This is a genomic window from Paenibacillus sp. LPE1-1-1.1 (assembly GCF_040676435.1).
Lineage (GTDB): Bacteria > Bacillota > Bacilli > Paenibacillales > Paenibacillaceae > Pristimantibacillus.
This window is the reverse complement of the sequence record NZ_JBEGHY010000034.1, coordinates 243455-259200: the sequence shown is the minus strand read 5'-3', so window position 1 is coordinate 259200 and position 15746 is coordinate 243455. Positions and strand designations below refer to the sequence as shown.

Here is a 15746-nt window from a genome sequence, read left to right as displayed (position 1 = left end):
TAATACGCTTTTCGTGCAAATGAGATGGTTAGATATTTATTTATTCTTATCGACAGTTTATGACAGCTTATGCTCAGTCAACCTCCTATAATTTGTCTTATATGCCGGAGGAGGTAGATTAAATGCCATATTATTATTTTAAAGAAGTATGGTCTCCGTTGAAATTGATAAGTATCCGTTTTTACCGCGATAATGAAGGACAAATGTGGATAAAAATTGGATCTAGTGCAAGACGGCCTCTTAAAAGAACTTAGTTGAATCTACTCCTTGTTCGTAACTGGGTCATAGAGAGATCTCTCCATATAAAAGCGCAACACAAAACGGAGCAGACGACCTATTCGCCATCGCTCCGTTTTTCATTTTTGCACAGTGTCTTCCAAATTGTTTTACGAATTCCCTCATGACAATAGCGATGATCAAAGCCACAAGGAAAAGCGCCCAATTATGGGCGCATTTTTATAACATGTTATAACGTAATTGAAATAAAGTCACGATCCAGAACGATGTTACCATCTTGTGGTACATCACCAGCTACTCCGAAATGGTTAACAATAACATTTGAAGTAGCTGAAAGGATGACAACTACTTCATAGTGATCGTTGACACCAGCGAGATTTGTATTGAAAAATCTAAGGGAATTGGCTGGTATTGTAACGGTGTTGTTACCAATTCTTACTGGTGAATTGGTATCCCAATTAAAGACCATAACGGTTGCGGTTATCGGTGAAGATCTCCGATTCATGACTTCGGTATGGGCAAATGTTGTACTCGGATTTTTTTTGAGAACACCTGTGCTTCTAACAGTACCCGAAGTGGTGTTTTTCACCCGAACTTGCTTTTTTAACTGAGTGTTCAATTTTTTCTTCATCGCGCTGGTCTTTACTACTCTCTTAGCTGAAGTTTTAATTTTCACTATATCATCTCCTATATGGTGGAATGATATAGTATATCCAAAATTGATAGATTAGAGTGTGCGTTTATAGTAGTGAATAAACACATTTAATAGAATGAACAATTGCACTTAGTAGATTAAAGAACTTCACCACGCCTCTTGGATTGTCGATGGTTACGCATATAAGAAAATTTAGTAAACTAAATGAAGACTGCCTATAAACCAACAAGCATACAGGTAGAATATAGCGCTAAGCGCCTGAGGAGGAATACGATGCCTGACTCGACTTTCGTTTATGTGACTTACATCGCTGCGACGCCGGAGAAGCTCTGGGAAGCTCTAACTGACGGCAATTTTACGAAAAAATACTGGTTCGGACATGAAGTCCGGTCGAATTGGACGGAAGGATCTACCGTTTCTTTTTTAGACAAGAATGGGAAAACCGTGGATCAAGGAAAAGTACTCGCAAAAGATCCTCACCGTCATCTTTCCTACACCTTCAACTGGCTGGAGGATAAAACCATACGCCAAACCGCTCCGGTCGTTACCTTTACGCTGCAGCCGATGGACTCTACCGTAAAATTAACGCTAAAGCATGAGAATTTGCTTCCTATTGATTTCCGTGATGAAAAAGAAGGTTTTTATGGCATTAATAATGGCTGGCCAGCGATCCTCAGTAATTTAAAGAGCCTGCTTGAAACCGGACGCACTCTCCCGCCAATTGTCGTGTAAATAAAATTTTTACGACGCGTGAAGGATAACCGCATCTCCCGCGCACAAAAAAAAGGGCTGTCGCTCCGCTGTTTTAACAGCTGAACGACAGCCCTTTAGCTCCCCACTTAGTTGATAAATTTCACATGCTTCAGCATTCTTTGCAGCATCGTTACCGCTTCCGCCCGCGTCGCGGATGCGGAAGGCGCGAATCGGCCGCCTTCTGAGCCTTCTACGATTTTCGCCTCTGCCGCACTAGATACGGCTTGCTTCGCCCAATCCTCAATTTGGGACGCATCCGCGTAAGCCGCCAGCGAATCATTGCCGCTCGCCGCAGCGCTCACGCCTGCGAAGCTTACAGCCTTCATCACGATAACCGCGATTTCCTGACGCGATATCCGCTCGCTTGGGCGGAAGCTGCCATCCTCGTAGCCGCTTACCAATCCCGCTTGAACGGCTGTGCCAACTGCTCCGGCATACCATTTGCCGCTGCTCACATCGGAGAATGCCGCACTCCCAGACGCTTCGTTAATTCCCAGCGAACGTACAATCAATGCCGTGAATTCAGCGCGCGTAATGGACTGGTTAGGCAGGAAGCGCTCAGCATCCACGCCGCTTACGATAAGCTTGGAAGCGAGCGACTCGATAGCGCTCTTCGCCCAGTGCGTTTGCACGTCCCCGAACGTTTTGCTTCCGCTTACGATAGCATACGAGCTATTTCCCGTACGCTTAATCACCGCTTGCGTGGTTCCGTCTGCTCCTTGCGTGAACAACGACGGCACGAAGGCAAGCTGATCCGCAGCGTCATCATAACGGACGGCCGTTGCCTGCTCCGCGTTTACCGTACCTGATACCGTCATGCTCCGCTGCACATAGGTGCCGCCGAAGGATGTGATGCTTACCGTCTTGCCAGCGGAACTCTCTGCAATAAGCGAGAACTCCAGCGCAGACCCGAGCTGCTTCACGCCGAGCTCGTTTGCTGCCTGTTCGATCGCGCCGCTAACCGCTTGCACGGCAGGCTTCATCTCCAGCCGCAGCGTAAAAGCTTCCGTGCCGAGTGATTGGCTAAGCTCATCCCATTGGATAGCTGCAAGAGGAAGCTCATAGGTCGCTGTGCTGCCTTGAAGCACAAGGACCAGCTTCGGATGCGACTTCGCCGCTTCCTTCACGGATGCCGGCAGCAAAACCGCAACGCCTGCAGCGTCCAGCTTGCCCGCATCCAGCTTCAGCTCATCCGAGCCTGCTGCCAAACCGCTTAATTGCTTCGCGAATTGATCAGCCGTTACCGCAACCTCTCTTGGCTCTGTCGCCGCCGCAGGCGTAGGCGTAGGAGAAGGCGTCGTGACCGGTCCCGTCGGAGGCGAAGTCGGTGTCGGCGACGGCGTTACGACCGGCTCTGCCGGATTCGTAATTTCATAAACCGCAATCGTACCCGATACTTCATGCGCAGCAAGCAGCAGCGGCTTGCCTGTCGGACTCTTGGCAGCAGACACGAATTTCAAGCCCTCCGGCGCAACATCCCCTTCCGGCTCCCCCGCAGCTCCAGCCGTGAAATCGCGGCTAGTGATGAACGAAACATACTTAACGTCCGCTGGATTCGTAATATCGTAAACCATGATACCGCTGGTGCGTTCAAGTCCGATGAACGCGAAGGTCTGGCCGCCAATTTTGCCAACCTCTACGTATTCGGGCTCAGGACCCTTATCGTCACTGCGATTGTCCTTTGTATTGTTGCTGTTCGATACGTTAAAATAGTCAGGGTTCAGACCTGCTGTCATCTGCTCAAAGTCGTCTCCGCTGTCAAATACCTGCACGCCGGTCGCCGCATCCCATATGGAGAAGGAGCGCGCGCCAAAGGCGAACAGGCGGTCATATTTGGACGTTTCCGCATTCCAACCGCTGGCGGTCGTTACATTTAGGCGGCCGAGCTTGCCGTCATCCGAGAACGTACCGTCTGTCAGCGTGGTATCCAGCTGCACTTGATCGGCATAGCCCGTATAAAACTGCGCATCGAGCGCAATCTTGCTGCTTCGTTTGCTTATGCGCTCCACTTCAGTATAGGCATCATACTCGCGGATATCACCTTCGTTCGCGGTCAAAATATAGGATTTGCCGCCGTTCTCCATCATCGCCATGCCATCAGGCATATACATGCCGAGAACCGGTACCGGCTTGATGTCAATGATGCCCGATTTTCTGTCAGCGCTGTCTCTATCGGAAGCATCGATGCCGTTGCCAGGCAAGGAATGATCCTTGTAACCGAACGAGCGGATCTCCGTAACCTGCTTCGTCGCCAGATCCAATAAGCCGAGCGCATTGTTCTCTTGCAGAGAAACATAAGCCAGCTTGCTGTCCGACGAAACCGTAATAAATTCCGGCTCAAAATGCTTAGCAGGCGTCGACGGCGTTACACTCGGGAATTTGGCCGAAGCTGCCGGCAAGCCTTCAAATACCCGCACATCTGCAGGAATCGTCACTTCGCCGAAGCCAGCCGTCGTTACGTTCGCGTCGGTCAATGAGCTAATCGCGCCCGATACGTCTACCATCGACACCGAGCCCTCGGGATCAACCGAATAATCCGTTGCCGGCTCTCCTTCGTTGGCTACCAGCAGCTGCTTCCCGTCAGGCGTGAATGTAATCATATCCGGCAGCGCACCTACGGTTACCGAGCTAAGCGGGTTTCCGTTCAAATCCATGAACACGATTTTTCCGTTGTCCGTACGCGGCACCGATGGAACCGATGCAGCGATGTATTGCCCGGAAGGATGCACCGCAACGCTCGTAATGCCGTCGGGTGTAAAGCCCTCAATATTAAACTCGGATACCGTTACACGGTCCAAGCGTTGGATATTTTCTTCTGTTCCTATTTTGGATAAATCAATAATATCGATAGCCTTCTCAGCTGAGTTGGTCGAATAAGCGCGTTGCCCTGTCCAATCGTACGCAACGATTTCGGTTCCGCCCGAATCAAAAGCCGCACCGCTGGCGTAACCCGCAATCTTCTTCATTTCAAAGGCCGCAGCCTCCGTTTCCTCCGCGGATACCGCCTTGTACGGAGCGATACAAGAGATCATAAGCAATCCGGCTATAAGGGCTTGGAACGGTTTGCGTGTATTTTTACGTTTGAAGCTCACTTTATTTCCCCCTGAAATCGAGCATGTACCTCACGTCACCGCTGTGATGCGTGGCCAAGCTAAATCATACAGAAGGAGTATTAAGAGCATGTAACCATTTGATTTAGATATTGTAAAAAATGACAGTTATGCTGTTCATTTTTTTCTTCTCAAAAGCTTGATGATTCCTAATATACACAAGCAGACTAACAAGCCCGCACAGCCTCCTGCAAAATCAAGCACAACATCCGTCGCGTTTCCTGTTCTTTCATCAGAGCCCAGCTGATTCCACTCATCCATCGCCGGAACAGCAATGGCAATCAAGAGCGTAATGACTATAGAAAGAAACCAGCGCCCCCGGGTCAGCGAACGCAAGAACATAAACAGCATCGCCGCGAACGTCGCATATACAAACAAATGCGCGCCCTTGCGAAACAGAAACTCGATAAAGCGAAATGGATCCACTTGCGAATGTATGACAGTCGTACGGTATGTAATCGTCATATCCGGCAGCCAGCTCTTAAGCTGATGGTAATTAAAATGGGTCATCAAAAAAGGCTGAATGCTCTGCTCATCATACGATTGCGACGAGAACATAAACAACAAGCTTAGCCATCCGGCTAATAGCAATCCCCATAGCAGAGTTGGTAGCCAGCTCTTAGATTTATTCAAACATCTTGCACCTCCTGCATAGCGCTTTTCTATCTCTCTATCATACTTGAAAAAAAACGCTCAAACAAAGTTTACGAAATGAGGGCGTATAAGCAGACAAACCAAAGAGTGGTTGCACGCATAAGCGAGACAGCCACTCCTAATGAAAATAGTATAAAAGTCCTAATTTATTGTAGTCAATAATCCCAAAGTTTGGTATTATAGCTAAAAAGAAGCGAAACGAGGCGATCTCTATGTCCAGCTATTTAATGTTCACCGAGCTATCCACGCCATTAAAGATACTTGGCATACGAATGTTCAAAGATGAGAACGGTCACTATTGGTATAAATTCAAAAATAATAAACGGAAGCGCGTTTTTAAATAAGCGGCATTAGCGCTGATAAAGCTCGGAGCTTTCAACATAGACCGTATAGGCACAATTTGCTTCGTTCCCGCATTCTCTTTCATACCGCATGCAGTCATAGCAATTGAGAATTCGATCCAGCGCTTGACTGGCCCCTAACACCTCATCAGATTGGTAGGATTGGCTCATTAATAGCTTATCAACCATTTCCCGCCGCAACAACTCTATCGTTTGCTCTAGCTTGATTTTTTGCTGAACAATTTCTCTATTAATGAATATCTACTCCTCTCTGAGGAAGCCCATTATTCTCGTTCCCTATGTGAGTGCCTCTCCAAACTTATGCTCAAACCTTCGTACCAGCACCACCCCATCATCGTACAAGCCAGGCAGCAGCTCTTTTACGGAAGAGGAGCGCCTGTAGATGAGAGAGGCTGGCACGCAGCAGGTTTCTTGCACGGAAAATCCCAATTCATAATCTTTCGAGTAATATCGCTTGGGGTATCTATAAAACCATACTGGCTGCGTTCAACACAGTACCTTTGCATGCATTCGGAATAAACGTGGCCGGTATATCTGCCATGACCAATCATATGCGCTTTCTCAATACCGCATTCTTGATACAGGTCGTTGAGATTTTGCAAAGCAGCTCCCTTGTTTATTCAGAGCCATCGTTCAAGCCTTCGCCGTGGCGTGAGCATTCAGACCTAATTCAAGTTGAAGCACTACGACTTCCGCGTTTGGGTTAGACGTACGTCGGTGGAATGGGTAGAACTAATTAACATGCCCATAGTCCCCCTACTTTGTCACAACTATATGATTCAGGATAGTTTGTAATGATAGTGTAATGTATATTTTAGTTCTGTGGTAGGGGGTTTCTAGCTAAATGACATGATTTTTTTACAATTCATTAACATTCTAATACGAATTCATTCATGGACCTTTTTGTTTTTATGTAAACAGTATGTCTATTAATGAAACCTCGCCTCTTCCTCAGAAAGTACATGAGGTTCAACATCCTTAGGCATTTCCTCACCAAAAATATTTTGCAGCCTTTTCATGATTTGGTAAGCCGCTGAATGGTCGCCTTCTTTCTTGTAGCTGTCCGTCAATGACTCAACAAGCTCCAGCAGTATGTATTCCAGCCGGCCCCGTTCCTGCAGCACCCAGTTATCGTACAAGCCCGAAAACAACTCCTCTACCGGATAGTTGAGTAATTCTTTGACGAGATTCATTTTGGTTAATGGGTTCTCTTCCGAACGAGCAACTTGAAGCAAACGAATCCAATCCAGCATATCGCATTCTACTTCCGCATCCAGCTTGACATGCCTACGATCTGCTATAACAGGACTCACTCCTGCCGACTCGAATAGAGCCTTCAAATGATTGAGGCTAACCCGCAGCAGATTGCTGGCTTTACTTCCCTCAGCCAGTGGCCATAATGCATCGCAAATCTGCTCACGAGCGGCATTTGGATGAAACACCAAATAAACAAGTAACCTCTTCGCATTTCGCTGCTGCCAGCCGCTCTGCATTTTCTTCCCATTTATGAAAACCTGAAATGAACCAATAAGTTCGACTCGAAGCAGCGCTTCTTTGCTTTTGGATTTCGTATACATATTGCCGAACGCCTCAATGACGTCGCTGCTCATAATCCCTAGCTGCGGATTGCCGATACCGGCTATCTCACTGCCGCTCGAAGGATTGGATAGGAAATCAAGTATCTTCTGAGCTGTATAGACGGGATTATCAATAAACAGCATATTTGCTGCGTCTGGCACCGTCACCGAAAGCGCATTCTGAATAAACTGCGCCGTAATCTTTGACATAAATGACGGATAAAATGTATCTATATCCCCTGCCATAACCAAGCATGGCTTATTAATCACAGATAGGTCATCCAAGGGATTGAAGGCCGCGAAGAGTTCTAATAATTGGAAATAAACGTACTTGTCGCATCGTAAGTAGGCCTCTTTTATCCATAACGCTTCTTCCCTGCTCTGAGGCAGACAGGTAACTTGGCTAGCCATGTGCTCAGCCAGAACCTCTAATTCCCCGTTGCCGGCATAGCCTCGGCATATACCAACAGAGCGATCCAAAACCTCTGGAAGATAAAACCCGAACGTCGATATGAGCACGAACGTCTTGATTCGCTCCGAACGACTTACTCCATACCTGGCAGCTAGATTGCCACCAAATCCATGGCCAACCACATGCGCTTCCGCTAAGCCACATTCATTAAATAGGCTGTCGAGGTCTTCGCAAAGCAGCTCCCAAGTTAATTCAGAACCATCATGCAGGCATTGACCATGCCCGCGCAACTCACAACGCACCACATGGTACCATTCGGTAAGCAAAGCAACGAGCGGTTCCCAGGTTTGAGCATTCAGACCTAGCCCATGCAAGAGCACAACGGCTTCCGCATCTGGGTTAGAAGTACAACGATCGATATGATATGACCCATTAAATATGCCCATAGTCCCCCTGCATTGCCACTATTGTATGATTTTAGGAAAGCTGTAATGATAGTGTAATGCAAAATATGGTACTATAGTAGGGGTTTCACAAGCAGATGAGTTAATTTTTTACATTTCCCAACAATCTGAAGTAAGGAGAGGCTAAAAAATCATGAAAAACAAGATGTTCAAACGCAGCTTTTTGCTGTTGATGACTATGCTTCTAGCGTTAGGCAATGCTTTTACCGCTATGGCAGCAAGCTCCGTAGACGTTATCTCAACGGCTGCGCAGCAAGACGGATCCAAGAATGTTGTACTAAAAAGCACAATCGATGTCGCACATGAGGACATTGCTTACATGATCGGGGGTAAGTCGATCGAATTTACGTTAGTGGATGCTTCGAATTCCGAAGCAGCTCCGGCCATTACAATGCCAATACCGGAGAACGAAATCACCGTTTCCGGCTCGACATACTCCATCCCATTCAGCGGGCTAGCCTTTACAGGTCTGAAGCAGGGCGCAGCTTATACGCTTAAGGCTGCTTTCCATAGTGACGAAAAGTCTCTTAATTGGGAGCAGACAGTGAATATTTTGCCCTCCAGCTACAGCTTTAAGGTTGAGCGTACGGCCAAAGGTTCATCCGATTCCTCTGTCACCGTCAATGATACCATCCGTTCGGATGACGAAAAGGTTATCGTAACTGTGCTTAATGAATATGGTAAACCTGTCGTAGGCAAGGCAGTTAACATAGCCTATCAGCGTTACGGCAGCGGCGCTAATCTGACGACGGATGCAAATGGACAGATTGTACTGGTAGGCCAGGGAGGTATCCCTATTAACAATCTCGATCCTGTTCTCTTCTTGCGGGTAGATCTGAATACAGACTCCTATACGGTTGGGACCGTCTATGTACAAGATGTCCTGGATAACCGTTACCCGAATTCCAAGGTAGCCGAACTCCGCTTTTTGGACAAGGACAGCAGACTGTTTACAGGAACAAGCAACCAAAGCTCATTTAATAATATGCAAGGCTATCTCGAGCAATTTTCAACTCAGAGCGTTAGTGTTTACATCACGAATGGACAATTTGGCGACCATCAAATTAAGATCAAGCCGCCATCCAGTCATGATACTTATTTGTATAACATTAGCAATGATGAGTTCATGCCAGCAGCAGGTGATCAGCGCAAAACGATCGTTCTCAATGCTGCCGCATACAGCAAGCAATCCTTCGATTATAAATGGGACAATCAGCCTGTTAGTGTTGAATCGCTTAGCCTCATTGATAACAGCGGCTTCAAGCAAGTCTACCGTCAAAATTACGAACCCCTATCTAATGTAGATACGCTCTACGTCGCTAAGGGAAAAGCTTATCAATTTATGGCTGTTCTTGTTCTCCCTAACGGCGATAAGACTGTCGTAAAAAATGTACTAAATACAAATCAAGCTATTCATACTTTTTCAGATAACCTCAATACAAGTGCATACTCAGCGCTGAATGTCGCTGCCGATTACAAAAACGCGGAAGGTGAAGCTTCCTTACGTGTTGCCTATTTGAATGATAGATACAACTATCATGAGCTGCTGATCAAACTTGCAGCCAACAAGCAATTATATGTAGAGAAGAACAAACAAGTCTATAAGCTGAACGCTGCCATTAACAGCAACGGCGATGAGGCTATACTCACTTCCGACTTCATCCCGACGGCTGATATCTATTCATTCAAGGCTGGCATGAACATTACTGTCGATGTGACTGCAGGCGTAGAAAAGCAAACCGGCAAAGAGCTGCGCTCCGAGCTTATTCTGGGTGAAACCTTTAAGCTTGAAGCGCTATTAAAGGACGACAATGGTCAAACCATTGACCGTATGAGCGAGATGAAGACAATCATTTTGAAAAATGATGAGACTTATCTTGAGAGTAACTACTTGAATTGGTACAGCTCCAAGCAGGACGGAAAGTTAAATCAAGTCTACACCAACGAATTCCGTCCGACGGAAACGGGCACTTATACGATTAAAATAATGCTAAAAAATAATCAAAATGATTGGATTGAGCGAAACAGCACAACCTTTACGGTTTTACCAAAACATGAATTTGATCTAGAAATTCGTGATCAGAACGGTGTTCTAATTGATATGGTCAACAAGCCTTATCTCACGGGAACGGAAATCAATAACCTGTCCATAACCGTGCGTGAGCATGTATCGGGCAAAGTCGGTGCTCCAGTTGAAGGGGTATCCGTCGCTCTATACGGAGAGACATTAAAAAACAAATCAGATGCAGGTGGCGTCATCACCCTCTCACAGCTGTATGCTGGCGGACATAACGAACTTACATTCAGCAAAGCCGGTTATTTGGACAAAACCATTGATCTTATGGTTATTAACCCAGAAAACCAAGCCGTTATTCGTGTATCTGGGCTTGATAAGCCTGAATCAAGCGATAAGCTGAACACAGCTGGCGGTGTACCGATGAAGAATGCTTACGTGTATGCAACTGTTCAAACCGGTGACACGATTCATAAGCAGCAGGATTCGATATACAATGACGAAACCGTAAGCTACATGATCGTTCCTGCTCCTTCCGTAGTGAACGTCGATTTCATCCGCAGCGTTAACATGTACAACACCAATAGCGGCTCACCATTTGGCTATTATATGCTGGGTACCCTGAAGACGGAGCCGGGCAAAGATTATAATGTAGTGTTGGATGCAAGGCAGCCTCTGCAGCAGGTATCCACCGTCAACTTAAACAAACAAATGGACGAGGTAAACATCGCACGCAAGGATCTTTCCGGAGCAGAATATGTGCCTTACCTTATCGATGACAATACGGGCGATCAGAACCTTTTTTATGCAACGAAGGGTACTTATAACGTTGTAGCCAGGACGTTAGATGGGAATATTATTTATTTGGAAAACGTTGAGCTGAACCAGGATGTGAATACCCTTGATATTCCAAGCGATTCAAGTTCCCTAGCTCGAGTAAGGGTACTTGGCGACGCCACCATTAACTCCGTTGCCTATATTTCAGATACGCAAACCAAGCTGAGAGGATATGTTCATTATAACGATAACTTCGTCAATTTGACGCCGGGCAACGTAGCCATCTCGATAAACAGCTTTGATGGCTCGAAGGAATATCAGTATGACGTACACTTTACGAAGGATGAGCTGAAGGCAGGTACGCAAACGGATATCACAGCATCTAGCCTGAAAGGTCTCGACATATTTGGATTAGACCAATCGGGCAACTTAACTGTCCCAGCAGATCAAAGATGGATCAAGCTTGGATTAGTTAATGAGAACGGCGATGAGATTCATCAGTACAGCGTTCCAGAGCTCGTCATATTTAACTATAGCTGGAGTATTGGGTCAAAGAATGTTGTGCCTGAAGCTTCCAAGATAATCGTTAAAAACGACAGCGGCACAATTATTCAAGATAGTACAGATTCCCCTTACCTTCCTGAGTGGATGTATCTCGAAGAAGACGGTGAATATACGGTTACGGCATCTGTCACGATTGAAGGCAAGACCTATACGCTAGACAAGACGATTCAAGTAAGTACGCTTGGAGAAGAGGTTCCAAATCCAGGTACAGATCCAGAAACAACGCCAACACCTACTACACCGCCGGGCTCTGGATCAGGAATAATCCCTAATCCGATTCCAACGCCCGTAAGTGTCGACAAAGGGCTGCAGGATCTGCTAGATCCTAACAAGCCTGATAAAGAAAAAGCAGATAAAGCGTCAGACCTCATTAACAGCCTTCTAGGCGCGGTGAAAGACTTTAAGGACAGCAAAGAAGCTGAGAAGTCGGTACAGAACATATCGGCTACGCTTGCTTCAGCATCCAAGCTGCTAGAATCCATGCAATCAGCAGATGAGAAAGCCAAGGTAGCCTCATCCATCACAGAAATGGTGAACAACACCAAATACGCATTTGAACAGGTCGAGAATGGGCCAAAGGCAATTGAGCTTGCCAAATCAATTATCAAGGACACAGCTTCCGTTTTACAAAATCTAGGTAGCGTGGATGCAGTTCAGATTGATGCGCTCAAGAATTCGCTCGTTGAGCTTAGCAAGAAAGCAGTTGAGAAAGCAGCAACCGTAACACTCGATAGCAAGGATATCAAGGTAGAAGGCAATGCACTAACGACTACCCTTGATACGAAGCAAATCGGACTGCAGTTGGAAACGACGAAGAAAGCTTTGGATGATACGATGAAGGATCTATCAGGAGCAGTCGGAGCAGACAAAGCGGCAAGCATTAAACCTGTCATAACCATTAATATTCCAAAACAAAGTGAGAACGTCACGAAACTTGCGGCAGATTTACCTTCCGAGATCTATCAAGCCGTAAAGGAGAGCGGTCTAGCGGGCTTGAAACTTACTATGGGCAATGTCGGCTTCACTGTTGAGCCGGATACTTTCGGCAGCATTACAAGCGGTCAGACCATCTCACTCGCAGCTGAAGTCGTTCATAACCTTACGATTACTGCACCAGCTTCGGCAGCGCAATTGGCTAACATACCCGTTATGGAATTCCAAGCATCCGTAGGCGGTAAGAAGGTAGAGGCTTTTAACAAACCGATGCCGGTAACATTCGATGTATCCAATATCGATACGACCAAATACTCGGAAGCTGATTTGGCTAGCCTTACCGTTTACCTATTAAACGAAAAAACGTTGACTTGGGAGCCTGTAGGCGGACTTTATGATCCGGTTACGAAGACCGTCAACGTGAACCGCGGACATTTCAGTAAATACACGGTCATGAAGCCGAGCCAATCCTTCAACGATATCCCAGCAGCACACTGGGCGGCAACAGCCGTCAATACACTGCTAAACAAAGGCGTGCTTGACCAGACCGCTGCCTTCGGTCCAAGCAAGAAAGTTACGCGCGAACAATTCGCTGCATGGCTTGTCCGTTCTTACGGACTAGACGGTGCTGGACTCAGCTTACCGTTCAAGGACGTAGAGAAGGACAGCGAGTATTACGATGAAATCGCAGTTGCTTATGCACAAGGTTTAATCCAAGGGAAATCGGCGAAAACCTTTGAACCAAAGGCTGAAATTACGCGTCAGGAAATTGCTGCGCTCCTGTCGAGAGCACTAACAGCCTACAACAGCAAGAAACTAACAAGCACAACCGATGAACAACTTAATGGCTTCAAGGATGGTTCATCCATTGCCGATTGGGCAAAGGAAGGCGTTGCGCTACTTAAGCAGCAGAAGCTTATTACAGGATATAAGGATGGCAGCTATAAGCCTAAGCAAACAACGACCAAAGCAGAAGCAGCAGCACTCATTTACCGTATTTATACCGGAAAATAGCACAGAAACAAAAAGGGACAGCAGAGAAGTCAATGACTTCTCCGCTGTCCCTTTTCACATTTTTGACTAGCTTAGTTATTAGATATAATGAGCAATCAACCCGTTGTTATTATAAACTCTCCGCAATCTCTCTTCCCGCTTCAAGCTCTGCATTGAAAGCTGCACGATACTCAGCAATAATATCCGTTTTGTAGCCGTTAGTCGTCAGCGAAGTCGTTGTTTCTGACATAATAACCTCAAACTTCGCGGAGCAGTTATTAACCTCTTGTAGACCTTTTTCCTTAATCATCGGTTGGTCTGCGGCACTTGCTGCAAGGTATTGCAGGCCGATATCCATTAGAGTAGCCTGACAGCTGGCCTTCAGCGCAGCAAGCTTGGCTTCTGCATTTGCAGTAATTTGCTCATAGGCAGGCTTCACGGCACCACCTGCATTACCTGTTCCGCCACCCGTTCCCGGCAAAATAACGACGCCGCCCTGCTCCGCCCGATAAGCAGCGGACTCACCGCTAACCATTTTCGTAACCGGGTCATATCCGATTTGTGTACCTACCGACTCCGACAAGAAACGAATGGGCACATAAATGGAGCCTTTATAACCAAAAATGGATTGGCCAACTGGCAAATCTGCTGCCTTACCGTCAAATACGAGTGACGCTTTTATAGGCTGAATTGCAATTTCAACACTCATTTGAGGCTTTTGACTGCCCGCAGCAGCCGTTTGCAGCTGCTTCTTCAGCACAGCAAGCTCTTTTTCCGTCGGCTCGGAGACCGATGCCTTCGCGCCATCCCAATTTACTGACTTTTGCAGCGCATAAGAGATATAGCGGATCGGCACATAGGTACGGCCTTCATAAATAAACGAATATTGACCATCAGGCAGCTTTAGCGCTTGTCCGTCAAAGGTGAGCTTTATCGGCTGTGTTTTGATCTTAATATTCGTTGACGCAGCCGATGCGGCTGTTGCAAGTACAGATGATAGCATCATAACCGCTAGAAAAACAGATAATACGCGTGACTTTTTCATAAGTCCTCCTAAGTCTAATAGAGCGTGCTAGTTAATAGAATTTGCGATAACAGTGAGTGCGTCAGCTCTTGCCTGAGCTTTTGCGTTCTCATATTGCGAGCTCCAATCGGGCAAGGCTTGATTGCTTAGATCCGCTGCCTGATATTCGCTCTGAGCATTGCTAATCAATTGATTAAACTTCACATCACAAGCTGCCTCCGCAGAAAAAACCTTATCCAGGTACTTACTCTGAATCGTCGCAAGCGTCGCTTCTTTGTCATCGCTTAACTCACTCGCAATTTGATTCACTAAGCTGCTGCTGCTTGCCTGACAAGAGGATTTAAGCTGCTGCAACTGGGCATTAACGGAAGCATCAATCTCTTTTTTCTTCTGTGCCTTTTCATCCGCAGTAGTAATTTCCTCCCCTGACTTCTGACCCTTGTCTACGTTATTAGACGCAGGTTCCGGTGTCAAAGTTGCGGTCGGACTAGGCTGGATGACATCCTCCGGCTGAGACGATGGAACTAGCACTGACTCGGGTGCTGGCGTCTGCTCTGCATCAGATGTTTGATTCGGCTTTTCGCTTGGCTGATCCGTACTCGTTGGTGTTTCCTCTGCATTATCAACCTCAGCCGCTTCTTCTATTCGACTATTTAACTCATCTACTTGATTTAACTTTGAAAATAGGCTCATGCTTCCATAAATGAAAATTCCGATAACCACAACGGCGCCAGCAATAATAAACCGAATATTGTTTGTTTTTTTCATTGTTTTGGTTTCATAAGGCTAATGCACAAGCAATGACCTCTATGATTCTCCTAACTTATATTTTCAAAAAAATAAGCTGACGCTTGATCGTGACCGGCGTCAGCTTGAGAATATACAATTAATATCTATAAGCTGTACTCCGCTTATAGCTTATGAGCGCGCGACACTCGCTAGTTTATTTTGGTGATAAACCATTTTCAAATAAATCTCCATACGCTTCTCTTCATCCAAGCAGCCTTCCCAAAGCTTTTCGTGAAACCCTATCCAAAGCTGATGCCATTCACGTACGAGCAGAGTGCGCTTGAACATAGACAGAACCTCCATTTTTCCACATAAACCTCGACGGGAGGCACGATATTCGGTAGCTGGCTGGCAGTCTTCATAAGATGAGCCCCTATAGCTTTGCGTCACCACTTTTCAATGGTTTTGCCTTTATCGTACGGTTTATG

Annotated in this window: 10 protein-coding genes and 1 riboswitch; of the genes, 2 read left to right on the top strand and 8 right to left on the bottom strand. The window is 46.4% G+C overall.

Annotated elements, in window-relative coordinates:
* Positions 1-466: 466 nt before the first annotated feature.
* Positions 467-913 carry a hypothetical protein gene (locus MRBLPE1_RS24310; RefSeq protein ID WP_364150309.1) on the bottom strand — a complete coding sequence of 149 codons (447 nt, stop codon included), beginning with the start codon at positions 911-913 and terminating at the stop codon, positions 467-469.
* Between the two features lie 252 nt (positions 914-1165).
* On the opposite strand from MRBLPE1_RS24310, the gene MRBLPE1_RS24305 reads away from it, so the two are divergent.
* The gene (locus MRBLPE1_RS24305; protein ID WP_364150306.1) at positions 1166-1624 is read left to right on the top strand and encodes an SRPBCC family protein; all 459 of its coding nucleotides are present in this window, start codon (positions 1166-1168) and stop codon (positions 1622-1624) included.
* A 107-nt stretch (positions 1625-1731) separates the two neighbouring features.
* Here MRBLPE1_RS24305 and MRBLPE1_RS24300 read toward each other — a convergent pair whose 3' ends face one another.
* From MRBLPE1_RS24300 to MRBLPE1_RS24285, 4 genes are all read right to left on the bottom strand, one after another.
* The gene (locus tag MRBLPE1_RS24300) at positions 1732-4737 is read right to left on the bottom strand and encodes a choice-of-anchor I family protein (RefSeq protein WP_364150303.1); all 3006 of its coding nucleotides are present in this window, start codon (positions 4735-4737) and stop codon (positions 1732-1734) included.
* 135 nt (positions 4738-4872) lie between these two features.
* A complete protein-coding gene (locus tag MRBLPE1_RS24295; protein WP_364150300.1) occupies positions 4873-5388 on the bottom strand; it encodes a VanZ family protein in 516 nt (171 codons plus the stop codon).
* A 371-nt stretch (positions 5389-5759) separates the two neighbouring features.
* A complete protein-coding gene (locus MRBLPE1_RS24290) occupies positions 5760-5960 on the bottom strand; it encodes an aspartyl-phosphate phosphatase Spo0E family protein (protein ID WP_364151479.1) in 201 nt (66 codons plus the stop codon).
* A gap of 740 nt (positions 5961-6700) precedes the next feature.
* Entirely contained in the window at positions 6701-8206 is a 1506-nt protein-coding gene (locus MRBLPE1_RS24285) for an alpha/beta fold hydrolase (RefSeq protein ID WP_364150298.1), read from the bottom strand.
* Positions 8207-8357: 151 nt separating this feature from the next.
* On the opposite strand from MRBLPE1_RS24285, the gene MRBLPE1_RS24280 reads away from it, so the two are divergent.
* Positions 8358-13526, top strand: coding sequence for an S-layer homology domain-containing protein (locus MRBLPE1_RS24280; RefSeq protein ID WP_364150295.1), 5169 nt, complete (start codon positions 8358-8360; stop codon positions 13524-13526).
* Between the two features lie 109 nt (positions 13527-13635).
* On the opposite strand, the gene MRBLPE1_RS24275 is transcribed toward MRBLPE1_RS24280, so the two are convergent.
* From MRBLPE1_RS24275 to MRBLPE1_RS24265, 3 genes are all read right to left on the bottom strand, one after another.
* Positions 13636-14550 (bottom strand): copper amine oxidase N-terminal domain-containing protein, encoded by a 915-nt coding sequence (locus MRBLPE1_RS24275; RefSeq protein ID WP_364150292.1) that lies wholly within the window; start codon positions 14548-14550, stop codon positions 13636-13638.
* A 27-nt stretch (positions 14551-14577) separates the two neighbouring features.
* Entirely contained in the window at positions 14578-15297 is a 720-nt protein-coding gene (locus tag MRBLPE1_RS24270; protein WP_364150289.1) for a hypothetical protein, read from the bottom strand.
* Positions 15298-15447: 150 nt separating this feature from the next.
* Entirely contained in the window at positions 15448-15606 is a 159-nt protein-coding gene (locus MRBLPE1_RS24265) for a hypothetical protein (RefSeq protein WP_364150286.1), read from the bottom strand.
* Between the two features lie 48 nt (positions 15607-15654).
* Positions 15655-15738, bottom strand: a riboswitch (cyclic di-GMP riboswitch).
* Between the last annotated feature and the right edge of the window lie 8 nt (positions 15739-15746).